The sequence below is a fragment of the Mesorhizobium sp. WSM4311 genome (genome assembly GCF_002295115.1).
Classification (GTDB): Bacteria; Pseudomonadota; Alphaproteobacteria; order Rhizobiales; family Rhizobiaceae; genus Mesorhizobium.
Genome location: NZ_NSFV01000002.1, coordinates 534,372 through 559,916 on the forward strand (window position 1 = coordinate 534,372; position 25,545 = coordinate 559,916).

The 25,545-nt window shown below is 63.6% G+C and carries 18 protein-coding genes; 12 read left to right on the forward strand and 6 right to left on the reverse strand.

Translation table 11 applies throughout. The features are described from left to right. The first annotated feature begins 7 nt into the window (after nucleotides 1-7). On the forward strand, nucleotides 8-799 hold the full coding sequence (cysQ, locus tag CK226_RS06330; protein ID WP_179300989.1) for a 3'(2'),5'-bisphosphate nucleotidase CysQ: 792 nt from the start codon (nucleotides 8-10) through the stop codon (nucleotides 797-799). Nucleotides 800-812: 13 nt separating this feature from the next. On the opposite strand, the gene CK226_RS06335 is transcribed toward cysQ, so the two are convergent. The 4 genes from CK226_RS06335 to CK226_RS06350 all read right to left on the reverse strand — a co-directional run bounded on the left by CK226_RS06335 (nucleotide 813) and on the right by CK226_RS06350 (nucleotide 4,812). Further along, the gene (locus CK226_RS06335; protein ID WP_095791348.1) at nucleotides 813-1,955 is read right to left on the reverse strand and encodes a DegT/DnrJ/EryC1/StrS aminotransferase family protein; all 1,143 of its coding nucleotides are present in this window, start codon (nucleotides 1,953-1,955) and stop codon (nucleotides 813-815) included. Between the two features lie 263 nt (nucleotides 1,956-2,218). Beyond that, entirely contained in the window at nucleotides 2,219-3,142 is a 924-nt protein-coding gene (locus CK226_RS06340; protein WP_095786565.1) for a carbohydrate kinase, read from the reverse strand. Continuing rightward, entirely contained in the window at nucleotides 3,139-3,585 is a 447-nt protein-coding gene (locus CK226_RS06345; protein WP_095791349.1) for an RbsD/FucU domain-containing protein, read from the reverse strand. Before CK226_RS06345 ends, CK226_RS06340 begins: the two co-directional genes overlap by 4 nt. Next, nucleotides 3,586-4,812, reverse strand: coding sequence for an ROK family transcriptional regulator (locus CK226_RS06350; protein WP_095786564.1), 1,227 nt, complete (start codon nucleotides 4,810-4,812; stop codon nucleotides 3,586-3,588). A 227-nt stretch (nucleotides 4,813-5,039) separates the two neighbouring features. On the opposite strand from CK226_RS06350, the gene CK226_RS06355 reads away from it, so the two are divergent. The 10 genes from CK226_RS06355 to CK226_RS06400 all read left to right on the forward strand — a co-directional run bounded on the left by CK226_RS06355 (nucleotide 5,040) and on the right by CK226_RS06400 (nucleotide 21,351). After that, entirely contained in the window at nucleotides 5,040-6,056 is a 1,017-nt protein-coding gene (locus CK226_RS06355; RefSeq protein ID WP_179295792.1) for a sugar ABC transporter substrate-binding protein, read from the forward strand. A 161-nt stretch (nucleotides 6,057-6,217) separates the two neighbouring features. Then, the gene (locus tag CK226_RS06360) at nucleotides 6,218-7,279 is read left to right on the forward strand and encodes an ABC transporter permease (protein WP_095791350.1); all 1,062 of its coding nucleotides are present in this window, start codon (nucleotides 6,218-6,220) and stop codon (nucleotides 7,277-7,279) included. Next, on the forward strand, nucleotides 7,255-8,058 hold the full coding sequence (locus CK226_RS06365) for an ATP-binding cassette domain-containing protein (protein ID WP_245437673.1): 804 nt from the start codon (nucleotides 7,255-7,257) through the stop codon (nucleotides 8,056-8,058). The genes CK226_RS06360 and CK226_RS06365 overlap by 25 nt, the downstream gene beginning before the upstream one ends. A gap of 131 nt (nucleotides 8,059-8,189) precedes the next feature. Beyond that, entirely contained in the window at nucleotides 8,190-10,658 is a 2,469-nt protein-coding gene (locus CK226_RS06370) for a glycogen/starch/alpha-glucan phosphorylase (RefSeq protein ID WP_095791351.1), read from the forward strand. 106 nt (nucleotides 10,659-10,764) lie between these two features. Then, nucleotides 10,765-12,999, forward strand: a complete 2,235-nt coding sequence (gene glgB / locus CK226_RS06375; protein WP_095791352.1) for a 1,4-alpha-glucan branching protein GlgB — start codon at nucleotides 10,765-10,767, stop codon at nucleotides 12,997-12,999. A 19-nt stretch (nucleotides 13,000-13,018) separates the two neighbouring features. Continuing rightward, entirely contained in the window at nucleotides 13,019-14,284 is a 1,266-nt protein-coding gene (gene glgC, locus CK226_RS06380; RefSeq protein WP_095770822.1) for a glucose-1-phosphate adenylyltransferase, read from the forward strand. Nucleotides 14,285-14,367: 83 nt separating this feature from the next. Continuing rightward, on the forward strand, nucleotides 14,368-15,813 hold the full coding sequence (glgA, locus tag CK226_RS06385; RefSeq protein ID WP_095791353.1) for a glycogen synthase GlgA: 1,446 nt from the start codon (nucleotides 14,368-14,370) through the stop codon (nucleotides 15,811-15,813). 3 nt (nucleotides 15,814-15,816) lie between these two features. Beyond that, complete coding sequence (locus CK226_RS06390) at nucleotides 15,817-17,445, forward strand: alpha-D-glucose phosphate-specific phosphoglucomutase (protein WP_095791354.1); 1,629 nt, start codon at nucleotides 15,817-15,819, stop codon at nucleotides 17,443-17,445. Nucleotides 17,446-17,644: 199 nt separating this feature from the next. After that, complete coding sequence (glgX, locus tag CK226_RS06395; protein ID WP_095791355.1) at nucleotides 17,645-19,705, forward strand: glycogen debranching protein GlgX; 2,061 nt, start codon at nucleotides 17,645-17,647, stop codon at nucleotides 19,703-19,705. Further along, nucleotides 19,705-21,351 (forward strand): alpha-glucosidase family protein, encoded by a 1,647-nt coding sequence (locus tag CK226_RS06400; RefSeq protein ID WP_095791356.1) that lies wholly within the window; start codon nucleotides 19,705-19,707, stop codon nucleotides 21,349-21,351. Before glgX ends, CK226_RS06400 begins: the two co-directional genes overlap by 1 nt. A 51-nt stretch (nucleotides 21,352-21,402) precedes the next feature. Here CK226_RS06400 and CK226_RS06405 read toward each other — a convergent pair whose 3' ends face one another. Together CK226_RS06405 and CK226_RS06410 are read right to left on the reverse strand one after the other, a co-directional pair. Then, nucleotides 21,403-23,160, reverse strand: coding sequence for a TadG family pilus assembly protein (locus CK226_RS06405; RefSeq protein WP_095791357.1), 1,758 nt, complete (start codon nucleotides 23,158-23,160; stop codon nucleotides 21,403-21,405). Then, complete coding sequence (locus tag CK226_RS06410; RefSeq protein WP_095770816.1) at nucleotides 23,161-23,607, reverse strand: TadE/TadG family type IV pilus assembly protein; 447 nt, start codon at nucleotides 23,605-23,607, stop codon at nucleotides 23,161-23,163. 283 nt (nucleotides 23,608-23,890) lie between these two features. On the opposite strand from CK226_RS06410, the gene CK226_RS06415 reads away from it, so the two are divergent. Further along, on the forward strand, nucleotides 23,891-25,483 hold the full coding sequence (locus CK226_RS06415) for a peptide ABC transporter substrate-binding protein (protein ID WP_095791358.1): 1,593 nt from the start codon (nucleotides 23,891-23,893) through the stop codon (nucleotides 25,481-25,483). Nucleotides 25,484-25,545: the final 62 nt, after the last annotated feature.

Genomic DNA, 25,545 nt, shown 5'->3' on the forward strand with positions numbered 1-25,545 from the left:
CAGATCGATGCTCGACATCTTCGAGCGGCTGGCCCTGGCGGCTGGACGCGAGGTGATGCGCGTCTTCCACGCCGGCTGCGCCGTCGACCGGAAATCAGACGCCTCGCCGGTGACCGAGGCGGACCGCGAGAGCGAGAAGATCATTCTCTCCGGCCTGCGCGCCGCATTTCCCGAGATTCCCTGCGTGGCCGAAGAGGAAGCGGCGTCTGGAATCATGCCGACCGATCTTGGTGAGGCCTTTTTCCTTGTCGATCCGCTCGACGGCACCAAGGAATTCGTCAATCGCCGCACCGACTTCACCGTCAACATCGCGCTTGTCCGCCATGGTGTGCCGGAAGTCGGCGTCGTCTTCGCGCCTTGCACCGGCCGCTTCTTTTCGGGACGGCCGGGCCGCGCGGAAGCCCTGGAAATCGATGACGACTATCAGATCGTCGGCCGCCGGCCGATTTCGGTGAGAGCGGCGACATCACCACTTGCCGTGGTTGCCAGCCGCTCCCACAACACGCCTGAAACCGAAGCCTATATTCGCGACCTCGGCGCAGCCGAGATCGTTTCCGTTGGCTCTTCCTTGAAATTCTGTCTTCTCGCCAGCGCCGAGGCGGATGTCTATCCTCGCTTTGGACGAACCATGGAATGGGACACCGCCGCGGGGGACGCGGTGCTGCGCGCGGCGGGCGGTACGACACGAACGCTCGATGGCAAGCCCTTGGCTTACGGCAAACGCGATCAGGCCGATGACGAGGATTTCGCCAACCCGCATTTCATTGCCAGCGGCAGGGCAGGGGCGAGCCCCGCCTGAGAGCTGCTGCCGATTACTCGGCTGCGGCCTGCGCCGAGTTCGAGCCGATATAGTTGCGGATCGTCTCGATGATCCGGTCCTGGTCAGCTTCGCTGAGATAGGGGTGCATCGGCAGGCACAGGATGCGCTTCGGCAGTTCCTCCGAGACGGCAAGACCGGTCGGCGTGCGCGGGTAGTCGCTATAGGCGACCTGCGCATGTAGCGGCTTGACGTAGTAGATGACGGACGGAATGCCCTTTTCGCTCAGATGCACCTTCAGGCCGTCGCGCTTGGTCGTCTCGATGGCGTACTGCGCCCAGGCCGAACGGCTGCTGTCGAGGTTGCGGGCTGCGGTGACGATGTCGCCCAGCCCTTCGGCATAGCGGTTTGCCACCAACTGGCGCGCCACCATCTCGTCTTCGAGAATGGCGAGCTTTTCAATGAGGATCGCCGCCTGCAGCGTGTCGAGCCGCGAATTGATGCCGACGCGGATGTTGTCGTACTGCGTCTCGCCCTTGCCGTGGAAGGCAAAGGAACGCAGCTTGTCGGCCATCTCGTCGTCGTTGGTGAACATCGCGCCGCCGTCGCCATAGCAGCCAAGCGGCTTGGCGGGATAGAAGCTGGTCGAGCCGACATGGCCGAACGCACCGCACATCTTGCCGTCGAGGACGCCGCCCATCGACTGGGCGGCGTCCTCGATCACCAACAGCCCTTCGCGGTTGGCGATCGCCATGATCGCATCGTAGTCGGCGGCGAGGCCGAACAGGTCGACCGGGATGATCGCCTTCGGCTGCAGCCGGCCTTCTTTCTTGATCATGGCGATGGCCGCCTCGAGGCTGGCGATGTCGATGTTGTAGGTCACCGGATCGACATCGACGAACACAGGTTCCGCCTTGGCCAGCGCCACCACTTCGGCGGTGGCGGCAAAGGTGAAGCTCGGCACGAACACCGCGTCGCCCGGGCCGATCCCGGCGGCGAACAGCGGCAGCAGCAGCGCATCGGTGCCGTTGGCGCAGGCCACGACATGTTTGGTGCCGATATAGGCCGCAAGCTTCTTCTCGAACTCCGCGACCTGCGGGCCAAGGATATAACGGCCGTCCTCGACGACATGGTCGATCGCGGCCTTCAGCCGGTCGCGAATGCGTTCGCGCTGTGCGCCAAGATCGATGAACTGCATGTCAGCCTCAAAAACGATTTTTAACCAGGCGGTTTAGCCAAAGGACGGCCCGCTGGTACCAGAGTTGTGCTTGCCGAGAAAGCCGGACAGCCAGAGCCGCCAATTGCCTGGGTGTCGCAGTCTGTTACCTCCGATTTCCGGCGTATCTTCACAAGATGCCGGAAATCCGGGCTTCGTCAGGCGCGCTTGCGTCTTTATAGTCCCGCTGGGCGGCCCCGCGAAACATAAAGTGATCGGCTGGCTCAACTTAAATTGAGCGTTACTCAGGCGATTTCATGCCGCCATGGCGGATTGGCGCCCGCGCGCGACACGGTCACTGCCGCTGCCTTGGCACCAAGCGCCAATGCCTTGCGAATGGCGTCTTGCGGAAGGCCGCCGATGGCCGCCTTCGTCAGCAGGCCCTGTTCATGCAGCGAGGCGAGAATGCCGGCGTTGAACGTATCGCCCGCGCCGACCGTATCGACCACCTCGACCTTTTCCGGCATCACGGTGACGGTGTGGTCCTTGGTGTAACCGACGGCACCTTCGCTGCCATGGGTCACGACGATCAGCTTGGGTCCTCGATCGAGCCAGTTGCGGATGACATCCTCATGCGAGCCGGCTTCGCCGAACCAATGGAGGTCTTCGTCCGACAGTTTCACGATGTCGGCCATCGCCATCATCTCGCGGATGCGCTTGAGGTGCTTGGCCTTGTCCGGGATGAAGTTCGGCCTGATGTTGGGGTCGAGCATCATGACGCGGCTTGCGTGCTCGCGCCGCATGAACTCTTCATAGGCGCCGCCGGCGGGCTCCGAGATCAGGCTGATGGCGCCGAACAGCATGGCTTCGATCTCGTTGCCGAGCGACGGCAGGTCGTCGATCGTCAGCATGCGCCCCGCGGTGTTCTCGTCGTAGAACGTGTAGGTCGCCTGGCCATTGGTCAGCCGCACGAAGGCGAGCGTGGTCGGCCTGGGCGAGGTGTGGGCATAGGTGGAACTGACCTTGCTCGCGCCCAGCGCATCCCTGAACTGGCCGCCGAAAAGATCCGACGACAGGCCCGAAAAGAAGCCGGCCGGCGCACCCAATCGGCCAAGCGCGATCGCCGTGTTGAACACCGCGCCGCCGACATAGGGGGCAAAGGCCGGCTCGCCCTGCGTCGTGATGCGCGGCAGCATGTCGATCAGGGCTTCGCCGCAGCAGAGGATCATGGCGTCTTGGTCTCCGGCGGATAGATCACGCCCTTGCGGATGATGATGTTGGCGTAAAGCCTGGGCTCGCTTGTCGCGACGATGGCATGCGCCGACTTGACCCGTGCATAGAAGTCGGCGCCGGCCAGTGCAACCACCTTGCGGCCCGGCGCGTGCTTGGCGCAGATCGCCTCGATCTCGTGATGGACTGGATCGGCAATCGAGGGATTGCCTTTGACGGAGGCGCGAAACAGGGCTTCCGGAACGGCGTCGTCGACCGGCAGCACGCTCAAGATCGCATCAAGCACCGGAATGAGAAGATGACCATCGGCCCGGATCAGGCGCTTTGCCTGCTCCTCGGCCGGATAGTTTCCGTCGACCAGGGCGATCTCATCGCCATGGCCCATGGCGCGCAGCGTCGCCAGAAGGTCCGGACCGAGCAGCGCCGGGATTCCGATAAGCATTCAGGCGCTCCTGGAAATCGTCGTCGAGCCGATCAGGAAGCGCTCGGAAAGCGGCAGGCTGGCCCCGCCGAGCGCCCGGGCATGAATGCCGACGGTGCCCTCGCGAACGGCGGGAAGTTTCAGACCTTCGCCGTCGATTGTCGCAATGGCCGCGATGATGGCATCGACCAGCCTGCGGCGCACCGCCCGCGGCATCCAGCCGTCGACCACCGCCGCCTCGAAATCGATGACCGAGGACGCCGCGACGATGGCATAGGCGAGCGCCTGTGAAGCGCTGGCGATCCAGTCGTCGAGTTCGGAACCGATCTCGCCCCAATCCTCGGGCGACGTCCATAGGTGCGAGGCCTCGACGCCGCGGGCATTGAGCGCTTTTTCCAGCATGGCGATCGACGCCACGTCGATCAACTGGGTCGGCTTGCCGTCCGGCCCGGGCACCGGCATGGAGCCGAGCGCGCCGGCATTGCCGGTTGGCCCGCCGAACAGCCGGCCGTTGAGCACGATGCCGCCGCCGGCGAAGGCGCCGATATAGAAATAGACGAAGTCACGTGCGCCGCCCGCCTGGCCGAAGACGAGCTCGGCGCCGCAGGCCGAGGTGGCGTCGTTCTGCAGATAGACCGGAAAATCGCATTGCGACTGGATATCGGCCCTGATGTCGCGGTGGCGCCATTCGTCCATGACGTCGCGCGGCGCACCGGCGGTGTCGGCCCAGTTCCACAGTTCGAACGGCATGGCGATGCCGAGCCCGGCGATGCGCTTGTCCTGCGCCGGTGTCAGTTCGCCGCGCATCTTCTTCATCCCTGAAGTGACGAATTCAACCGTCTCGCGCGGTGCCGGATAGCGATAGGAGTGCTGCAGCATCGAGCGCACGTGCCCAAGAAAATCGATCAGCACCAGTTCCGCGCTGCGGCGGCCGATCTTGAGGCCGATGAAGAAGGCGCCCTCCGGATTGAGCGCCATGGGTATGGAAGGCTGGCCGATCTTGCCGCGCAGCGGCGCCTGGCGCACGAGCAGGCCTTCTTCCTCGAGTTCGCGCATGATGACCGAAACCGTCTGCGCCGAAAGTCCGGTCATGCGGGCGATGTCGGATTTCGCCAGGCTGCCTTGCTGGCGCACCAGCGAGAGCACCAGCCGCTCGTTGTGATCGCGCATGCCACTCTGGTTGGTGCCGCGGTGAATCAGGCTGTCATTCGCTTCGGGCGAACCGTGCCTCGCAGTGGCGGTCTCCACCCTGTTCCTCCCATCGTTTCCCCTCAAGGCTTTTGGGCCAGAATGAGTGAACGACGCAAGGCTGTCAATAATAAATAAGAGTGATTTAATTATTGACAGCAGCTGCGGTCTGGTGTCTGTTGAGGCGGCGTCCACGCTGGGAGAATTCGTAGGATGCGCCGTAGATGCCGGTGGCCGGCATCCGGAATGGTTCCACTGGGAGGAAGATCGTGACCAATACAAAATTGTTGAAATCGACCGTGTTTGCCGCGGCTGCCCTGGGTCTGATGGCGTTTGCGTCGTCCGCCTCCGCAGCCGGCGTCGGCGCTTGCCTGATCACCAAGACCGACACCAATCCCTTCTTCGTCAAGATGAAGGAAGGCGCGACCGCAAAGGCCAAGGAACTCGGCGTCGACCTCAAGACCTATGCCGGCAAGATCGACGGCGACAGCGAAAGCCAGGTGGCGGCGATCGAAAGCTGCATTGCCGACGGCGCCAAGGGCATCCTGATCACCGCATCCGACACCAAGGGCATCGTGCCGACCGTGAAGAAGGCGCGTGACGCCGGCCTGCTGGTGATCGCGCTCGACACGCCGCTCGACCCGATCGACGCGGCCGACGCGACCTTCGCCACCGACAATCTGGAGGCCGGCAAGCTGATCGGCGCCTGGGCCGCCGCGACCCTCGGCGACAAGGCCAAGGACGCCAAGATCGGCTTCCTCGACCTGACGCCGTCGCAGCCGACCGTGGACGTGCTGCGCGACCAGGGCTTCATGATGGGCTACGGCATCGACGTGAAGGATCCCAACAAGATCGGCGACGAAACCGATCCGCGCATCGTCGGCCACGACGTCACCAACGGCAATGAGGAGGGCGGCCGCAAGGCGATGGAGAACCTTCTGCAGAAGGACAACACCATCAACGTCATCCACACCATCAACGAGCCCGCCGCGGTCGGCGCCTACCAGGCGCTCAAGGCTGTCGGCCTTGAAAAACAGGTGCTGATCGTCTCCGTCGACGGCGGCTGCCCCGGCGTAAAGTCGGTGACGGAAGGTGTCATCGGCGCGACGTCGCAGCAGTACCCGCTGCAGATGGCGGCGCTCGGCATCGAGGCGATTGCCGCCTTCGCCAAGGATGGAACCAAGCCGAAGCCGACCGAAGGCAAGAATTTCTTCGACACCGGCGTCAACCTGGTGACCGACAAGCCGGCCAACGGCGTGAAGTCCATCGACACCAAGGAAGGCCTCGCCAAGTGCTGGGGCTGATGCCGGCCTGACCGGCAATTACCGAACTCGTGCGGTCGGGGGCTTGATCCCCGACCGCTTCGGGTGGACGATGGGTCGCGTGACCGCGAACAATCCCGGCGACAGACCGGAAAGACGTGGACGGGCGTCGGCGCTAGGCTGACCCCTCACGGGGAGGAAACATGGCTCAAACTCAGGAATTCGAGAAGGTTCTCTCGGGCAGCGACACCAGCGTTGCCGCGTTCGACGAACACAAATCCGCAGTCAGGCGCGTCCAGCATTTCCTGCATTCGACGCCGGCGGCGGTGCCGCTGATCGTGCTGGTCCTGTCGATCATCATCTTCGGCATCACCATTGGCGGGCGCTTCTTCTCGTCCTATACGCTGACGCTGATCCTGCAGCAGATCGCCATCGTCGGCATTCTGGGCGCTGCGCAGACACTGGTCATCCTGACTGCCGGCATCGACCTGTCGATTGGCGTCATCATGGTGATCTCAGCAGTGATCATGGGCAATTGCGCCGTCAGTTACGGCTTGCCGAGCGTAGTGGCAGTGGCGCTCGGGCTTGCCGCCGGTGCAGCCTGCGGGCTGCTCAACGGGTTGCTGGTGGCTTACATGAAGCTGCCGCCTTTCATCGTGACGCTGGGCACGTGGAACATCGTCATGGCCACGAACTTCATCTATTCGGCCAATGAAACGATCCGTGACACCGACGTCGACACCCAGGCGCCGCTGCTGCATCTGTTCGCCATGAGCTTCAAGGTCGGTACCGCGGTGCTGACGCTCGGCGTCATCGCCATGGTCGCGCTGGTGCTGCTGCTCTGGTACGTCCTCAACCACACCGCCTGGGGCCGCCATGTCTACGCCGTCGGCGACGATCAGGAGGCGGCCAAGCTGTCGGGCATCCAGACCAAGAAGGTGCTGGTGACGGTCTACACCCTTGCCGGGCTGATCGCCGCTTTCGCCGCCTGGGTCTCCATCGGCCGCAACGGTTCGATTTCGCCGTCGGCGGCCGTCACCGACTACAATCTGCAGGCGATCACCGCGACGGTGATCGGTGGTATTTCCCTCTTCGGCGGGCGCGGCTCGATCCTGGGCACGCTGTTTGGCGCGATGATCGTCGGCGTCGTCTCCATGGGCCTCAACATGCTGGGCGCCGACCCGCAGTGGAAAGTGCTGCTCACCGGTGTGTTGATCATCGGCGCCGTGGCGGTCGACCAATGGATCAGAAAGGTTTCGGCATGACCCAGGACCCCATTCTCACCGCGCGCGGCCTGGTCAAGCGCTATGGCCGCGTCACCGCCCTCGACAATGCCGACTTCGACCTCTATCCCGGCGAAATCCTCGCCGTCATCGGCGACAACGGTGCCGGCAAGTCGTCGCTCATCAAGGCGATTTCAGGCGCTGTCGTGCCCGACGAAGGCGAAATCCGGCTTGAAGGCAAGACCGTTGCCTTCAAGTCGCCGATGGAAGCCCGCGAGGCCGGTATCGAGACCGTCTACCAGAACCTCGCGCTGTCGCCGGCATTGTCGATCGCCGACAACATGTTCCTCGGCCGTGAGATCCGCAAACCCGGCTTGCTCGGACAATGGCTGCGCATGCTCGACCGCCCGGCGATGGAAAAGCGCGCCCGCGACAAGCTCACCGAACTCGGCCTTATGACCATCCAGAACATCGGCCAGGCGGTGGAAACGCTCTCGGGCGGCCAGCGCCAGGGTGTCGCGGTGGCGCGCGCCGCTGCCTTCGGCAGCCGCGTGGTGATCATGGACGAGCCGACGGCGGCCCTTGGTGTCAAGGAGAGCCGCCGTGTGCTCGAACTGATCCTGGACGTCAAGAAGCGCGGCCTGCCGATCGTGCTGATCTCGCACAACATGCCGCATGTCTTCGAGGTGGCCGACCGCGTCCACATTCATCGCCTCGGCCGTCGCCTCGCCGTCATCGATCCCAAGCAATATACGATGTCCGACGCCGTCGCCTTCATGACCGGCGCCAAGGCGCCTCCTGAGGCTGCGCTGGCCGCCTGATTGTCAAATTGCCGCAGGGTAAGCTGGCGGGCGTTCATCTAAATCGATTGAATATATGTTGCAACGCGGTAACATGGGCTGGGATGAATGGTGAAAGCCGGTATGATCGTTGCAACCGCACGAGAGGCAGCATGACGCGCGCAATGACATCCGAAACCCTTCCGCCCCTGCTCGAAAATCCTGATCCGAAGACGCTCGCAAGGGAAGTCTTGGTGGCCCTCAAATACCGGGTCGGCAAGGACACCACCGTTGCGACCCAGTACGACTGGCTGACTGCCTCGATCAAGGTCGTGCGCGACCGCATCGTCGATCGCTGGATGCAGGCAACCAAAGAGGCCTATGACCAGCAGGAAAAGCGCGTCTACTATTTGTCGCTGGAGTTCCTCATCGGCCGCCTGATGCGCGACTCCTTCTCCAATCTTGGCCTGATGGCCAATATGCGCGAGGCGCTGTCGTCGCTCGGCGTCGACCTCGATCTCATCGCGGCGCTGGAACCCGACGCGGCGCTCGGCAATGGCGGCCTTGGCCGGCTTGCCGCCTGCTTCATGGAAAGCATGGCGACCGTCGACATTCCCGCGCATGGCTACGGCATCCGCTACGCCAACGGCATGTTCCGTCAGGAGATCCACGACGGCTGGCAGGTGGAACTGCCCGAGACATGGCTCGATCACGGCAACCCCTGGGAGTTCGAACGGCGCGAACGCTCCTTCGAAGTCGGCTTCGGCGGTTCGGTGGAGTCCATCACGTCGAAGGACGGCCGGCTCGAGCGCCACGTCTGGAAGCCGACCGAACATGTCCTGGCTGTCGCCTACGACACGCCTGTCGTCGGCTGGCGGGGCAACCGCGTCAACACGCTGCGGCTGTGGTCGGGCATGCCGGTCGATCCGATCCTGCTCGACAAGTTCAATGCCGGCGACCACATCGGCGCGCTCGCCGAAAGCAACAAGGCGGACGCACTGTCGCGCGTGCTTTACCCCGCCGATTCCCACATGGCCGGGCAGGAGCTCAGGCTGCGGCAAGAGTATTTCTTCTCGACCGCCTCGCTGCAGGACATCGTGCAGCGCCATCTCAGCCAGTATGGCGACCTGAAGTCGCTGCCCGACAAGGCGGCGATCCACTTGAACGACACCCACCCGGCGATCGCCGTGCCGGAGCTGATGCGGCTCTTGATGGATGTCCACGGCATGGACTTCGACCTCGCCTGGGACATCACCAAACGCACCTTCGGCTACACAAACCACACGCTTCTTCCCGAAGCCCTGGAAAGCTGGCCGGTGCCGCTGTTCGAGCGGCTTCTGCCGCGCCATATGCAGATCGTCTACGCCATCAACGCGCAGGTGCTTCTGGAGGCACGCGCCACCGACCAGTTCTCGGGCGAGCAGATCAGCCGCATTTCGCTGATCCAGGAAAATGGCGACCGCCGCGTGCGCATGGGCAATCTGGCCTTTGTCGGCTCGCATTCGATCAACGGTGTGTCGGCGCTGCATACCGAGCTGATGAAGGAAACGGTGTTTGCCGACCTGCACAAGCTCTATCCCGATCGCATCAACAACAAGACCAACGGCATCACGCCGCGGCGCTGGCTGATCCAGTGCAACCCCGGCCTGACCTCGCTCGCCCGCGAGGCGATTGGTGACCGTTTTCTCGACGATATCGACGCCATCAAAGGGCTCGACGGCTTTGCCGATGACAGCGCGTTCCGGGAGAAATTCGCGGGCGTCAAGCGCCAGAACAAGGCGCGGCTGGCCAATCTCGTCGCCGACCGGCTCGGCATCAAGGTCGACCCGTCGGCGCTGTTCGACATCCAGGTCAAGCGCATCCACGAATACAAGCGCCAACTCCTCAACATCCTCGAGGCGATCGCGCTCTACGACCAGATCCGCTCGCATCCCGAGCGCGACTGGATGCCGCGCGTAAAATTCTTCGGCGGCAAGGCGGCGCCCAGCTACCACAACGCCAAGCTGATCATCAAACTCGCCAATGACGTCGCCAGGGTCATCAACCGCGATCCGGCGGTGCGCGGCTTGCTGAAGGTGGTGTTCGTGCCGAACTACAATGTCAGCCTGGCCGAAGTCTTGATGCCGGCCGCCGACCTGTCCGAGCAGATTTCGACCGCCGGCATGGAGGCGTCGGGAACCGGCAACATGAAGTTCGCGCTCAACGGCGCCCTGACCATCGGCACGCTCGACGGCGCCAATGTCGAGATCAAGGAATGCGTCGGCGACGACAACATCTTCATCTTCGGCCTGACCACGGCCGAGGTCGCTGAACGGCGCAGCAATGGCTACAACCCGCGTGCCGTGATCGAGGGCTCGCCCGAACTGTCACAGGCGGTCGCTGCCGTTTCCTCGGGCGTCTTTTCGCCGGACGATCCGGACCGTTACCGCGACCTCATCAACGGCCTCTACACCGGCGACTGGTTCATGGTCGCCGCCGATTTCGACGCCTACGCCGCCGCCCAGCGTGATGTCGACGCTGTCTGGCGCAACAGCCCGGACTGGTATGCCAGAGCAATCCGCAACGTCGCGCGCGTCGGCTGGTTCTCGTCCGATCGCACCATCCGCCAATACGCGAAAGAAATCTGGAACGTACCTGCCTGATGTGATTGCATGAGGCCACGAACAATGTGGTCCCGGTGATTTGGGTTGAATGCGAACTCACATCACCAGAAATAGACACCTGGTGCCCTGGGAGGGACACTGCCTGATGAGGAAGCCGCGCGTGACCGCTGCGACAAGCGGGCCGGACGGACTGGCGCCAGCCAGCGATGTTACGGCGATTGTCGCCGGCACGCACGGAGATCCGTTCGCGGTCCTCGGTGTCCATGAGGTCGGCAAAAGCCTCTTTGCCCGTTGCTTCGTTCCACATGCCGAGGCCGTCACTGCCTATACGCTGACGGGCATCGAGGCCGGTGCGTTGTCCAGGCGAGACGATGCCGGCTTCTTTGAAGGCAGGCTGTCGATTAAGAAGCGGCAGCCGCTGCGCTATCACGCGCGCAACGCCGGCGGTGACTGGTGGCTGACCGATCCTTATTCGTTCGGCCCGGTGCTGGGGCCGATGGACGACTACTATATCGCCGAAGGGTCGCATCTCAGGCTGTTCGACAAGCTTGGCGCGCACGTCATCGAGCACGAAGGCGCCACCGGCGTGCATTTCGCCGTCTGGGCTCCCAACGCAAGACGCGTCTCGGTGGTCGGCGATTTCAACGACTGGGATGGCCGCCGCCACACGATGCGCGATCGCCGCGACACCGGCATATGGGAGGTGTTCATCCCGGACATCGGTGCCGGGCGACCCTACAAATACGAGATCATTGGACCCGATGGCGTCAGGCTGCCGCTGAAGGCCGATCCGTTTGCGTTCAAATCCGAACTGCGTCCCGCCACCGCTTCGGTTGTTGCCGTGCCGCCGGCGCATGAGTGGGGCGACGAGGCGCATCGCAACTACTGGCGCAATGCCGATCCCCGGCGCGAGGCCGTCTCGATCTACGAAGTCCACGCCGGATCCTGGCAGCTTCACGACGACGGCACGTTCCTGTCATGGGACGAAATGGCCGACCGGCTGATCCCCTATGTGGTCGAGACCGGCTTCACCCACGTCGAGTTCATGCCGATTTCCGAGCATCCCTATGACCCGTCCTGGGGCTATCAGACGACCGGCCTCTACGCGCCGTCGGCCCGCTTCGGCGATCCGGACGGCTTTGCCCGTTTCGTCGATGGCGCGCATCGCGCCGGCGTCGGCGTCATCCTCGACTGGGTGCCGGCGCATTTCCCGGTCGACGCGCATGGCCTGGCCCATTTCGACGGCACCGCGCTCTACGAACATGCCGATCCGCGCAAGGGTTTTCATCCCGACTGGAACACAGCGATCTACAATTTCGGCCGCCGCGAGGTGGTGTCGTTTCTAGTCAACAATGCGCTGTTCTGGGCCGAGAAATATCATGTCGACGGTTTGCGCGTCGATGCGGTCGCCTCGATGCTCTACCTCGACTATTCGCGCAAGGCCGGCGAGTGGATCCCCAACGAGAAGGGCGGCCGCGAGAACCTCGAGGCGGTCTCTTTCCTGCAGAAGATGAACAAGGAGGTCTACGGCCACCATCCCGGCGTCATGACCATCGCCGAGGAATCGACCTCATGGCCGAAGGTTTCGGCGCCGGTGCATGAAGGCGGGCTGGGCTTCGGCTTCAAGTGGAACATGGGCTTCATGCATGACACGTTGGAGTATTTCTCCAAGGAGCCGATTTTCCGCAAGCACCACCACAACGACCTGACCTTCGGCCTGACCTACGCCTTCTCGGAGAATTTCGTGCTGCCGCTCTCGCATGATGAGGTCGTGCACGGCAAAGGCACGCTGCTGGGCAAGATGGCCGGTGACGACTGGCAGAAATTCGCGACCTTGCGCGCCTATTACGGTTTCATGTGGGGCTACCCCGGCAAGAAGCTCTTGTTCATGGGACAGGAATTCGCGCAGCGCCGCGAATGGAGCGAGGCGCGCGCTCTTGACTGGAATCTGCTCGATTTCCGCCCGCATCGCGGCGTCTGGCAGACCGTGCGCGATCTCAACTATCTCTATCGGTCGCGCCCGGCGCTGCACGGCCGCGACTGCGAACCGGAAGGGTTTTCCTGGCTGATCGTCGACGACAGCCAGAATTCGGTTTTCGCCTGGGTGCGCAACGCGCCGGGCGGCAGCCCGGTGGCCGTCATCTCCAACTTCACGCCGGTGCCGCGCGACAATTATCGCGTGCCGCTGCCGAAGGCCGGCAAGTGGCGCGAGATCATCAACACCGACGGATCCGAATATGGCGGGTCCGGCATGGGCAATGGGGGCATGGTCGAGGCAAGGGCGGAAGGCAAGAGCATCTCGGCGACGATGCTTCTGCCGCCGCTGTCGACAATCATGCTCGAACTCGTGGCCGAGGCCGACGAACAGGGCGAGACTTGAGTAAATTGGGAGGGTAGAAATGGCAGACTTGAAACGGACCCAGCCGCTGGCGCGCGATGCCATGGCCTATGTACTGGCCGGCGGCCGTGGCAGCCGCCTCAAGGAACTGACCGACCGTCGCGCCAAGCCGGCGGTCTATTTCGGCGGCAAGACGCGCATCATCGACTTCGCGCTCTCCAATGCGCTCAACTCCGGCATTCGCCGCCTCGGCGTCGCCACCCAGTACAAGGCGCATTCGCTGATCCGCCACCTGCAGCGCGGCTGGAACTTCCTGCGGCCGGAACGAAACGAAAGCTTCGACATCCTGCCGGCCAGCCAGCGCGTCTCGGAAACGCAGTGGTATGAAGGTACGGCTGACGCCGTCTACCAGAACATCGACATCATCGAGGCCTACGGCCCCGAATACATGGTCATCCTGGCTGGCGACCACATCTACAAGATGGACTACGAGATGATGCTGCGTCAGCATGTCGACGCCAATGCCGACGTCACCGTTGGCTGTCTCGAAGTGCCGCGCATGGAGGCGACGGGCTTTGGCGTCATGCATGTCGATGCCAAGGACAACATCATCGCCTTCGTCGAAAAGCCGGCCGATCCGCCCGGCATTCCGGGCAATCCGGACTTCGCCCTGGCCTCGATGGGCATCTACGTCTTCAGGACCAAGTTCCTGATGGAGCAGTTGCGCCGCGACGCCGCCGAGCCGGGCTCAAGCCGCGATTTCGGCAAGGACATCATCCCCTATATCGTCGAGCACGGTAAGGCGATCGCGCACCGTTTCACCAAATCTTGCGTGCGCTCGACCGCCGAGAACGAAGCCTATTGGCGCGATGTCGGAACGGTCGACGCCTATTGGGAAGCCAATATCGACCTGACCGACGTGACGCCGGAGCTCGACCTTTACGACCGTGACTGGCCGATCTGGACCTACGCCGAGTTGAAGCCACCGGCAAAATTCGTCCATGACGAGGATGGCCGGCGCGGCTCGGCCGTTTCCTCGCTGGTCTCGGGCGATTGCATCGTCTCCGGCGCGACGCTGAAGAAGAGCCTGATCTTCACCGGCGCGCGCATCAATTCCTATTCGACGCTGGAAGAGGTGGTCATGCTGCCCGACGTTCATGTCGGCCGGAACGCAAAGTTGAAGCGCGTCGTCATTGACCATGGTGTTAGGATACCGGAGGGGTTGGTCGTCGGCGAGGATCCCGTGCTCGACGCCAAGCGCTTCCGCGTTTCGGAGAAGGGCATCTGCCTGGTCACGCAGGACATGATCAACAAACTCGGGCTCTAGAGCAATTCCGCGAAAAGTGCGAAACGGGTTTCCGTGCGGGAATTGCCTGGAAACAAAGAATTGGACAGGATCGGGATAGACGCATGCAGGTTCTGTCGGTCACGCCCGAGATCTTCCCGCTGATCAAGACCGGCGGGCTTGCCGACGTGACCGGTGCGCTGCCCGTCGCGCTGGCGGCCAAGGGTGTGACCATGCGCACGCTCATTCCAGGCTTTCCCGCGGTGATGGAGGGCTTCAAGAAACGCAAGGCCGTCTACCAATATCCGCTGTTGCAAGGCGGCAAGGCCTCTATCCATGCCGTCGAGCTTGCCGGGCTCGACCTTTTCGTGCTCGACGCGCCGCATCTGTTCGACCGTCCCGGCGGTCCCTACGGCAATGCTTCGGGCGCCGACTGGCCGGACAATTGGCGGCGTTTCGCGGCCCTGAGCCAGGCCGGCGCCGATATCGCCGGCGGCGCCATCTCGGGCTACCTGCCCGACATCGTCCATGCCCATGACTGGCAGTCGGCGATGACGCTGGCCTATATGCGCTACGGCAAGGCGGTCGGCACGCCGTCGATGATGACCGTCCACAATCTCGCCTTCCAGGGACAGTTCGGCGCCGGCATCTTCGGCGAACTCGGCCTGCCGGCAGTGGCGATGGCGCTTGACGGCGTCGAATATTATGGTGGCGTCGGCTTCCTCAAGGCTGGCCTGCAGGCGGCCTGGGCGATCACCACGGTGAGCCCGACCTATGCGCAGGAGATCCGTTCGCCGGAATTCGGCATGGGACTCGACGGCCTGATCAACATGCGCTCCAGCGATCTCTATGGCATCGTCAATGGCATCGACACCGCCATCTGGGATCCGGAGACGGACAAGCATCTGGTGTCGAACTATACGGCCGCAACGCTCAAGGCACGGGCGCGGAACAGGGCGGCCGTGGAGGAGCGTTTCGGCCTCGACCGCGACGACAGCCCGATCGTCTGCGTCATCAGCCGGCTGACCTGGCAGAAGGGCATGGACATATTGGCGACGGTGATCGATGGCATCGTCGCGACTGGGGCGCGGCTGGCCATACTGGGCTCCGGTGACGCGGGCCTCGAAGGCGCGCTGCTTGCCGCCGCCGCACGCCACCGTGGCCGCATTGGCGTGGTCATCGGCTATGACGAAGGGCTGTCACACACCATGCAGGGCGGCTGCGACGCCATCATCATCCCGTCCCGCTTCGAACCCTGTGGACTGACGCAGCTCTACGGCCTGCGCTACGGCTGCGTGCCGGTGGTCGCCCGCACCGGCGGCCTTGCCGACACCATCATCGACGCCAACGAAGCGGCTATGGCGGCCAGCGTGGCGACTGGGTTCCAATTCGCTCCCAACAATGGCGGCGCGATGCTGCACGCCATACGCCGCCTGGTCGATGCCTACGCCGATCCCGCGGCCTTCGAGACCATCCAGCGCCAAGGTATGAAGGGCGATGTGTCATGGGACAAGAGCGCGGAAAAATATCTTGAACTCTATCGCCTGCTGCTTTCGAAAAGGGTTGCCTGAAGCATGATACGGACCGTCCCCACCAAGCCCTATTCAGACCAGAAGCCCGGCACGTCGGGCCTGCGCAAGAAAGTGCCCGTGTTCCAGCAGGAGCACTATGCCGAGAACTTCATCCAGTCGATCTTCGACGCGCTTGACGGCTTCAAGGGCAAGACGCTGGTGATCGGCGGCGACGGCCGCTTCTACAACCGCGAGGTCATCCAGACGGCAATCGCCATGGCGGCCGCCAACGGCTTCGGCAAGGTGATGGTCGGGCAGGGCGGCATATTGTCGACACCGGCCGCCTCGCATGTCATCCGCAAATACAAGACCTTCGGCGGCATCATCCTGTCGGCCAGCCACAATCCCGGCGGCCCGCATGAGGATTTCGGCATCAAGTACAATGCCGGCAATGGCGGCCCGGCGCCGGAAAAGCTGACCGATGCGATCTTTGCCAAGACCAAGGCGATTGCGAGCTTCAAGATATCGGACATCGATCCGATCGACATCGATACGATCGGCACCGTCACGGCCGCCGGCATGACGGTCGAGATCATCGATCCGGTCGCCGATTATGCCGAGCTGATGGAAAGCCTGTTCGATTTCGACGCGCTGCGCAGACTGTTCAAATCGGGCTTCCGCATGCGCTTCGACGCCATGCATGCGGTGACAGGTCCCTATGGCAAGGAAATCCTCGAGAACCGGCTTGGCGCGCCCAGCGGCACCTGCCGCAACTTCAAGCCGCTGCCGGATTTCGGCGGCCATCATCCGGATCCGAACCTGGTGCACGCCAAGCATCTCTATGACGAGATGATGGGGCCGGACGCGCCGGATTTTGGTGCCGCTTCCGACGGTGACGGCGACCGAAATCTGATCATCGGCAAGGGCATTTTCGTCACCCCGTCGGATTCGGTGGCGATGCTTGCCGCCAATGCCCGTCTGGCGCCCGGCTACAAGGACGGGCTGAAGGGCATCGCCCGCTCGATGCCGACCAGTGGCGCCGCCGACCGTGTCGCCGAAAAACTCGGCATCGCTATCTACGAGACGCCGACCGGCTGGAAGTTCTTCGGCAATCTGCTCGATGCCGGCATGGCGACGATCTGCGGCGAGGAGAGCGCCGGCACCGGCTCCAACCATGTGCGCGAAAAAGACGGCCTGTGGGCGGTGCTGCTCTGGCTCAATATCCTCGCCGCGCGGGGCGAAAGCTGCAAGCAGGTCGTCACCGAGCACTGGGCGGCCTATGGGCGCAACTACTATTCCCGCCACGACTATGAGGAGGTCGAGAGCGACCGCGCCAACGCTCTGGTCGATGAACTGCGTGGCAAGCTCGGCTCGCTGCCCGGCACCAGCGTGCGCGGCCTGAAGATCGCCAAGGCCGACGATTTCGCCTATCACGACCCGGTCGACGGTTCGACCAGCGAGCATCAGGGTATCAGAATCCTGTTCGAAGGTGGCTCGCGCGTCGTCTTCCGGCTTTCCGGCACCGGCACGTCCGGCGCGACTTTGCGCGTCTACATCGAGCGCTACGAGCCGGACAAGGCCAGGCACGATCTCGACACGCAGGCAGCCCTTGCCGACCTCATCGCGGCCGCCGACGACATTGCCGGGATCAAGAGCCGCACCGGCCGCAACAAGCCGAGCGTGATTACTTGAGGGTGGAGGCGGAGGCTCCCCCTTCTCCCCTTGTGGGAGAAGGTGGCCGAGCGAAGCTCGGACGGATGAGGGGTGCTCCAGCTTGGCGCAAACCGACGCCCAGAACACCGGCGCCTTATTCCTTCCAACACCCCTCATCCGTCTCGGCGCTGCGTGCCGATCCACCTTCTCCCACAAGGGGAGAAGGTGAGGCGCTCCCATGACCCAACTCGGCGCCACCGTCACCCGCGAGGGCATCCGCTTCGCAGTCTGGTCCTCGTCGGCGCGCCGCCTCTGGGTGTCGATCTTCGACGGGCAGGGAAACCGCGAACTCGACCGGTTGGAGTTGCAGCCGGAAGGCGAGGGGGTGCATGCGCTCTTCGTTCCCGGCCTTGCCTCGGGGACGCGGTATGGCTTCCGCGCCGACGGTGACTATGCGCCCGAGCGCGGGTTGTGGTTCGACCCCGACAAGCTGCTTACCGATCCCTATGCCGTCGAAATCGACCGGCCATACGCCTATCACTGGCGGCTCGCCGCGCGGCGCAACGAGGGCGCAGACACCGCGCCGCTGATGCCCAAGACCCTGGCGAGAGCCTTGCCCGAAGCGGTGTCTGTGTTGCCGCCGCTGTTTCGACCGGGCGGCCTGATCTACGAGGTGCCTGTGCGCGCCTTCACCAAGCTGCATCCCGACATTCCGCCAGCGCGGCGCGGTACGATCGCGGCACTTGCTCATCCTGTCGTCATCGAGCATCTGCAAAGGCTCGGCGTGTCGGCCGTTGAACTGATGCCGGTGACGGCGTCGATCGACGAGCGGCACCTGCCGCCGCTGGGCCTGAGCAATGCCTGGGGCTACAATCCCGTCACCTTCATGGCGCTCGACCCGCGTCTTGCGCCCGGCGGCCTCGGGGAATTGCGCGACACCGTGGCGGCGCTGCGCAAGGCCGGCATCGGCGCCATCCTCGACCTCGTCTTCAACCACACGGGCGAAAGCGACCGGCTGGGGCCGACGCTGTCGCTGCGCGGCCTCGACAACCAGGCCTACTATCGGCACCAGCCGGATGGCAGGCTGGTCAATGACACCGGCACAGGCAACACCGTCGCCTGCGATCATCCGGCGGTGCGGGACATGGTGCTCGACACCCTCCGGCATTTTGTCTGCAATGCCGGCGTCGACGGCTTCCGCTTCGATCTGGCGCCGGTGCTGGGCCGCGTCGACGGCGTGTTCGATCCCGCGGCGCCCTTGCTCGCGGTGATCGCCGGCGATCCCGTCCTTGCCGATCGCGTGTTGGTCGCCGAGCCCTGGGATATCGGCCCTGACGGCTACCAGCTCGGCAACTTCCCGCCGCGCTTCCTCGAATGGAACGACCGCTATCGCGACGACGCCAGGCGCTTCTGGCGAGGCGATGCCGGCGCGGTAGGAGCGCTGGCGACGCGGCTTGCCGGTTCGTCCGATGTTTTTGGCAAGGCCGGCCAGCCGGCCAGCCGCACGATCAATTTCATCGCCGCCCATGACGGCATGACGCTGGCCGACATCGTCGCCTATGAGCGCAAGCACAACGCGGCCAATGGCGAGCAGAACCGCGACGGCCACAACGACAATTTGTCCTGGAACAATGGCGCCGAGGGCGAGACGGACAGTACGGCGATCACCAGGGCGCGCTTCGACGACCAGTGCGCGCTGCTCGCCACGCTGTTTGCCTCGCGCGGCACCATCATGCTGACAGCAGGCGACGAGTTCGGCCGCTCCCAGAAGGGCAACAACAATGCCTATGCGCAGGACAATGCCATCACCTGGCTCGACTGGGCCGGCCGCGACCAGGCGCTGGAGCGCTACGCATCGGCGCTCGGCATGCTTCGCCGTACCGTCCCCGCTTTGTCGGATACCGATTTCCTGACGGGACAACCGGCCGATGCGACAGGCATCCCCGACGTCGCCTGGTTGACCGAAACCGGTATGCCGCTTGCCGAGGCGGACTGGAACGACCCCGCGCGACACCGCCTCGTCATGCTGTTGGGTGATGCAGGCGGCGACCACATTGCCGTCATGATCAATGGCGATCGTCGCCAATGCGTCTTCACCTTGCCCGCGCGGGAAGGTTTCCGATGGCAGCCGGCGATCGAGACGCAGGCGATCGACCTTGCGCGGCCGCTGCCGGGCCGCAGCGTCCATTTCATGGCAGAGCATCGGACCGAAAAGTGGCAGCCGGGATTCGGGCATTCCGATGCGAAAAAAACCAGTTCGCGCCCGACCGCCAAGGGTCGCCCCAGGAAGGGTTCGTGATGGCCGACAACAATGCCGACCCTCGGGCGGGGCAGGGGGCCGAATGGTGGCGCGGCTGCGTCATCTACCAGGTCTATCCGCGCTCCTTCCAGGACACGACCGGCGACGGCAGCGGCGATCTCAAGGGTATCACCGCGCGGCTTGCCCACATCGCCTCGCTCGGCGTCGATGCCGTCTGGCTCTCGCCCTTCTTCAAGTCGCCGATGGCCGACATGGGCTACGACGTGTCGGACTATCGTGACGTCGATCCGATGTTCGGGTCACTGGAGGATTTCGACGCTCTGGTCGCCGAGGCGCACCGGCTGGGCCTGAAAATCGTCATCGACCAGGTCTTGTCGCACTCATCCGACAAACACGAATGGTTCATCGAGAGCCGCGCCAGCCGCGACAATCCCAAGGCCGACTGGTACGTGTGGGCCGATACGAAACCCGACGGCAATGCGCCCAACAACTGGCTGTCCGTCTTCGGCGGCCCGGCCTGGGAGTGGGATTCGACCCGCCGGCAATATTACATGCACAATTTCCTCGCCTCGCAGCCCGATCTGAATTTCCACAATCCGGAGGTCCAGGACGCGCTGCTGGACACGGTGCGCTTCTGGCTGGAGCGCGGCGTCGACGGTTTCCGGCTCGACACCGTCAACTATTATGTCCACGACCGCTGGCTGCGCAGCAATCCACCCCTGGCGTCGAGCGTCGCCGGCACCAATGGCGAGACCAACACCTACCTCTACCAAGAGCATTTGTTCGACAAGACGCAGCCGGAGAACCTGGCTTTCCTCAGGCGTTTCCGGGCGCTGCTCGACGAATATCCAGAGCGCGCCGCCGTCGGCGAAATCGGCGATGAGAGCCGCTCGCTGCAGACGCTGGCCGCCTACACCTCCGGCGGCGACAAGCTGCAGATGTGCTACACCTTCGACCTGCTCGGTCCGCGGTTCTCGGCGGCGCATGTGCGCGGCTGCGTCGAGGCCTTCGAACATGCGGTTGCCGAAGGCTGGGTCTGCTGGGCGTTTTCCAACCATGACGTGGTGCGCCATGTCAGCCGCTGGACAGCGCCGGATGGCGATGCCGAGGCGGTGGCCAGATTCTCGATCATGCTGCTCGCCTGCCTGCGCGGTTCGATCTGCCTCTATCAGGGTGAGGAACTCGGCCTGGAGGAGGCGGAGCTTGCCTATGAGGATCTGCGCGATCCCGTCGGCATCCGTTTCTGGCCCGGTGTGAAGGGCAGGGATGGCTGCCGCACGCCGATGGTTTGGGAAGCCGGCGCCGACAATGCGGGTTTCTCGACGGGCAAACCCTGGCTGCCGGTCCCCGCCAGCCATCGCGCCCGCGCCGCCGATGTGCAGAACGGCAGCGAGCAATCGGTGTTGTCCGCCTACCGTTCGACGCTCGCCTTGCGCAGGCGCCATCCGGCGCTGGTCAACGGTTCGATCCGCTTTCTCGACGCCGAAGGCGACGTGCTGGCCTTCATCCGCGAAGGCGGCGGGCAGAGACTGCTCTGCGTCTTCAATTTCGCTGGAGAGCAGGCGAATTGGCCCTTGCCGCCGGATATTGGCGCTGTCGCCGCTGTCCTGGCTGGCAGCGCTGCCGGCGAGGAGGAAGCGCTTTCGCTGCCGGCTGTCGGTTGCTTCCTTGGCCGGCTCGACTGACTGGCCGTTCGACCGCGCCTTGGCCAGGCGACCCGCTTGGCCACGAAGACCTTACTGAACGAGCACCGCCCGACCGCAGGTCGCTCCGGTGACGCGTATGTCGGCCTGGCCGACGCCGACACCCAGCGCGGACAGCACATTGTAGAGCAAGTCGTCGACGGGCGCCGTTACGGTGTTGAGCAGGGTCACCACTGCCGGTTTGACCGTTCCGATCAGGGAGCTGAGATCGATACCGAGACCAAGCACATTGGCCGAAAGCGACAAGTTGTTGACCAGCGACGTGGTGAGCGACTGCGAGATGTTGCGCGTCGAAACGGTTTTGACGGTCTTGTTGGCGATGTCGGTCGCATTGAACGTCAAGGTCTGCGGATTGTTGTTGGTGATGGCGGTCGCGGCCGAACCCATCACCTGGATCAGCGGTATCAACAGCAGCTTCACATCGGCGATGTCCGCATCGGTGAAGGTCTGTGGCTGGCTGAAATCGGCGAAGCCGGAGGGATTGTTGCTGTTGGCCAGGTTAAGCTGGGCAACGCCCGGGTGCGCGGCGATCGAAACGCTGATGCTGGAAGGCCCTGTCGGACAGCTGATGTCGGTCAGCTTGGCTTCGGCATAGGCGACTTCGACATTGAGCGGCAGGTTGACGGCGAGCAGGCTGATGCCGCCGCCGAGGCCCGGCGTGCCGACACCGACGGAGGCCGTCAGTTTGATGCGCGTCTGGGCGGTGCGCACGACAGTGCCGATGCCGTCGACCGCGAGCCAGGGCGAGGATTGCGGCGGCTGCCCGATGGCGATGTTGAGCTTGGTCGAGAGCAATCCCGGAATGGTGGCGCCGAGATCGACCGCAGCCTGGTTGGTGCCGTTGGCGAGCACGGCGGCGTTGGTCAGCATTCCCATGGCGCTTGCATCGACGCCGAAGCCGGACGGCTGTTGCCCGAGGCCCAGGCTGCCGACGGAGCCGAGGTCGACAAGGCTGCTGAGCGGGATCTTGACCGTGCTGGTCGACTTGGAAGCGATGGTCTGCAGGGCGACCTTGGCCGTGTTGCCGAGGCCGGGGACGTTGGCGATGGCGGTGGCGATCTGGCCGACAGTCGCTTTCGAGGCCAGTACGTCCGAATAGGTGCCGGCCGTGATGTTCAATTGTATGGCGAGCGCACTGATGAAGGACAAGACGCTGACATCGGCCGAGATCAGCCCGTTATAGTCCATGACACTGAGCGAAATGTTGCCGCCGAGGAGCCCGCTCAGCAAAGCATTGAGGACGCCGCCATTGACGCCGAGCAGTCTCGACCCCACCGAGAATGCCGCCTGCGGCGTCATGCTGGCCGTGGCTTGGGTGCCGATGACCGGAGTGGGGATGAGCGAACTTGCAAAATAGCGGGTGGGGACTTTCGCCAGCGTGACACGTACCGCATTGTAGGGTGTCACGCCCGCCTGGAAGCGTTGGGTGACGTTGGTGGTCGTCGAGGCATATCGGCCCTGCGTGACCGTCACCACGGTCTTGCCGAGGGCCGCGGCAATGGTCTGGCCCGAGGCTTGAACGACGACACCCGGCATGCCGTTGTCGGTGAGCGTGGTGACGACCGCCGTGTTGACATTGTTGATGTTCGAGGCTGCGGTGATCGCCGCCAGATCGACCATCGCCTGGGCCTGCCGGCGCTCCGAGTAGATGGAGGCTTCATCGATGGCCACCGCGGCCAGCGCCAGGGCGACCGGCGCGCTCAGCGCGGTCATGACGGCGAAATTCGCCTTCCTGTCCTCCATCATAGACCGTGCAAGCCGGCCGATGCCCTTGCCCGCACGCTGCAGCATTCAGATACCCCCAACCCTGATCGTTGACTGACGCTTGATGGTGGTCCCTGGCATGGCTATGCCCGGGAAGAGATTCCAGATCGGCAGGTTGTGTGCATCGTACGAGACCGACACCACGAACTGGCTGCCGTCGGCCACGCTGTCATTGGCCTGGTAGGTCAGTTTGCTGGCGTCCACGAAGGGGTAACCACCGGCATTGTTGGCGAGGAAGGCGGCAACGAGCGTCTGCCGCTCGGTCTGATTCAACCCGGCTATAGCCGTCCGGGCGGCATCCGCCGCGATCTGCTGGATCGAGTTGGCAGCACCAAAATAGATACCGTACGCAACCATTCCGAGCAGAAGAAGGATAAAAATCGGCGACAGCAGGGCGAACTCGACCGCCGACGTTCCCGAATTGTCTGTTCGGAACGCACGTCTTCGGAGCCTGGAAATGAGGTTCTGTACCATGATACCAGCTTGCCAAAGTTCGCATGCAGAAAGCGAAAACTCTGGGTGCAACCTGGGGATGCGCGCGATTGAAAATGCCGTTCTAATTTAGCTGTTGCTTCTTCGTTTTTGAGGATTGACTTAGGGTCAATCAGTACTCGGTTGAAAAGAGCTTACCTCCTGTCTAGTCTCCTGCCACCAGCTGCCGGGGGGAACCGGCGGCACGCTCAAAGGAACCAGGCATCGGTTCCGGGGCGTCAACACTCAAAGGCGCGCCGCGGGCAGCGCCGACAGGGAGAACTTCATGCTGAAAAACATGCTGAAGGCGACGGTATTCGCCACCACCATGGCGGTAGCCGCCGGCGCATTCTACTCGCCGGCGTTCGCCGAGAGCGTCTATAACAGGGGCACCGCCGCCGAATCGGAGTCGGTCGACCCGCACAAGACCTCGACGGTGTATGAAGCCAACGTGCTGCGCGACCTGTTCCAGGGACTGGTCATGCAGGACGAGAAGGCAAACCTCATTCCGGGCGCCGCCGAAAGCTGGACGGTGTCGGATGACGGCACCGTCTACACCTTCAAGCTGCGCAAGGACGGCATGTGGTCGGACGGCAGCCCGGTGACGGCGGACGACTTTGTCTACGCCTTCCACCGGCTGGAAGATCCGGCGACTGGGGCCGAATACGCCTCGATGCTGTATCCGGTGAAGGGCGCCGAGGACGTCAACACCAAGAAAGGCAAGCCCGAGGACATGGGCGTCAAGGCCATCGACGCCAACACCCTGGAAGTGACCCTGAAGGCGCCGACGCCCTACTTCCTGGAGATGCTGACCCACCAGGCGACCTATCCGGTCAGCAAGGCTTCGATTGAGAAACTCGGCGCCGACTGGATCAAGCCCGGCAAGCTCGTCTCGAACGGCGCCTACACGCTGGCCGAATGGGTTCCCAACGACCACATGAAGCTGGTCAAGAATCCGAAATTCTGGGACGCCGCAACTGTCAAGTTCGACGTGGTCAACTATATCCCGACCGAAGACCGCTCATCGGCGATGAAGCGCTTCGAGGCAGGCGAACTCGACAGCTATGACGATCTGCCGACCGAACAGCTTGCCGACCTCAAGTCCAAGTTCGGCGACCAGATCCATGTCGGCCCCTATCTCGGCACCTATTATTACGCCATCAAGACCGACAAGGCGCCGTGGAACAACCCTGAACTGCGCAACGCCATCTCGATGGCGATCGACCGCGACTTCATCGCCGAAAAGGTCTGGCAGAACTCGATGCTGCCCGGCTATTCGATGGTGCCTCCCGGCATCGAGGGCTACACGCCCGCAATGGCCAAATATGCCGAGATGCCGCAGATAGACCGCGAGGACGCGGCCAAGAAAATCCTCGAGAAACTCGGCTACACGCCCGAACATCCGCTGAAGATGGAAATCCGCTACAACACCTCGGAAAATCACAAGAACACCGCGGTCGCCATCCAGGAGCAACTGAAGCCGCTTGGCGTCGACGTCACGCTGCTCAACACCGACACCAAGACGCACTACTCCTTCCTCGAGCAGAAGGGCGACTATGACGTGGCGCGTGCCGCCTGGATCGCCGACTACAAGGATCCGGAAACCTTCCTTGGCATCTCGCGCAAGGCGAGCGGCAACAACTACTCGAACTACAACAGCCCGGCCTATGAAGCAGCGATGGACAAGGCAGCCGCCGCCGGAGGCAAGCCCGAGGAGCGCATGAAGGAACTCTCCGAGGCCGAACGCATTCTCGTCGACGATGTTGGCCAGATCCCGCTGCTCTACTACAGCTACCACGACATCGTGTCCTCGAAGCTGCATGGCTTCGTCGACAATGTGATGGATGTCCATCCGTCGCGTTTCGTCAGCAAGGACTGATCCCTGGCCAAGCCGCCGCGCACTTCGTGCGCGGCGGTGCTGGTTTGCCATCGCATCGGCCG

Excerpts from the sequence above, each read along its gene's own strand:
- cysQ (WP_179300989.1), top strand. The coding sequence starts at position 8 with ATGCTCGACATCTTCGAGCGGCTGGCCCTGGCGGCTGGACGCGAGGTG.
- CK226_RS06335 (WP_095791348.1), bottom strand. The coding sequence starts at position 1,955 with ATGCAGTTCATCGATCTTGGCGCACAGCGCGAACGCATTCGCGACCGG.
- CK226_RS06340 (WP_095786565.1), bottom strand. The coding sequence starts at position 3,142 with ATGATCCTCTGCTGCGGCGAAGCCCTGATCGACATGCTGCCGCGCATC.
- CK226_RS06345 (WP_095791349.1), bottom strand. The coding sequence starts at position 3,585 with ATGCTTATCGGAATCCCGGCGCTGCTCGGTCCGGACCTTCTGGCGACG.
- CK226_RS06360 (WP_095791350.1), top strand. The coding sequence starts at position 6,218 with ATGGCTCAAACTCAGGAATTCGAGAAGGTTCTCTCGGGCAGCGACACC.
- CK226_RS06365 (WP_245437673.1), top strand. The coding sequence starts at position 7,255 with ATGGATCAGAAAGGTTTCGGCATGACCCAGGACCCCATTCTCACCGCG.
- CK226_RS06370 (WP_095791351.1), top strand. The coding sequence starts at position 8,190 with ATGACGCGCGCAATGACATCCGAAACCCTTCCGCCCCTGCTCGAAAAT.
- glgB (WP_095791352.1), top strand. The coding sequence starts at position 10,765 with ATGAGGAAGCCGCGCGTGACCGCTGCGACAAGCGGGCCGGACGGACTG.
- glgC (WP_095770822.1), top strand. The coding sequence starts at position 13,019 with ATGGCAGACTTGAAACGGACCCAGCCGCTGGCGCGCGATGCCATGGCC.
- glgA (WP_095791353.1), top strand. The coding sequence starts at position 14,368 with ATGCAGGTTCTGTCGGTCACGCCCGAGATCTTCCCGCTGATCAAGACC.
- CK226_RS06390 (WP_095791354.1), top strand. The coding sequence starts at position 15,817 with ATGATACGGACCGTCCCCACCAAGCCCTATTCAGACCAGAAGCCCGGC.
- glgX (WP_095791355.1), top strand. The coding sequence starts at position 17,645 with ATGACCCAACTCGGCGCCACCGTCACCCGCGAGGGCATCCGCTTCGCA.
- CK226_RS06400 (WP_095791356.1), top strand. The coding sequence starts at position 19,705 with ATGGCCGACAACAATGCCGACCCTCGGGCGGGGCAGGGGGCCGAATGG.
- CK226_RS06405 (WP_095791357.1), bottom strand. The coding sequence starts at position 23,160 with ATGCTGCAGCGTGCGGGCAAGGGCATCGGCCGGCTTGCACGGTCTATG.
- CK226_RS06410 (WP_095770816.1), bottom strand. The coding sequence starts at position 23,607 with ATGGTACAGAACCTCATTTCCAGGCTCCGAAGACGTGCGTTCCGAACA.
- CK226_RS06415 (WP_095791358.1), top strand. The coding sequence starts at position 23,891 with ATGCTGAAAAACATGCTGAAGGCGACGGTATTCGCCACCACCATGGCG.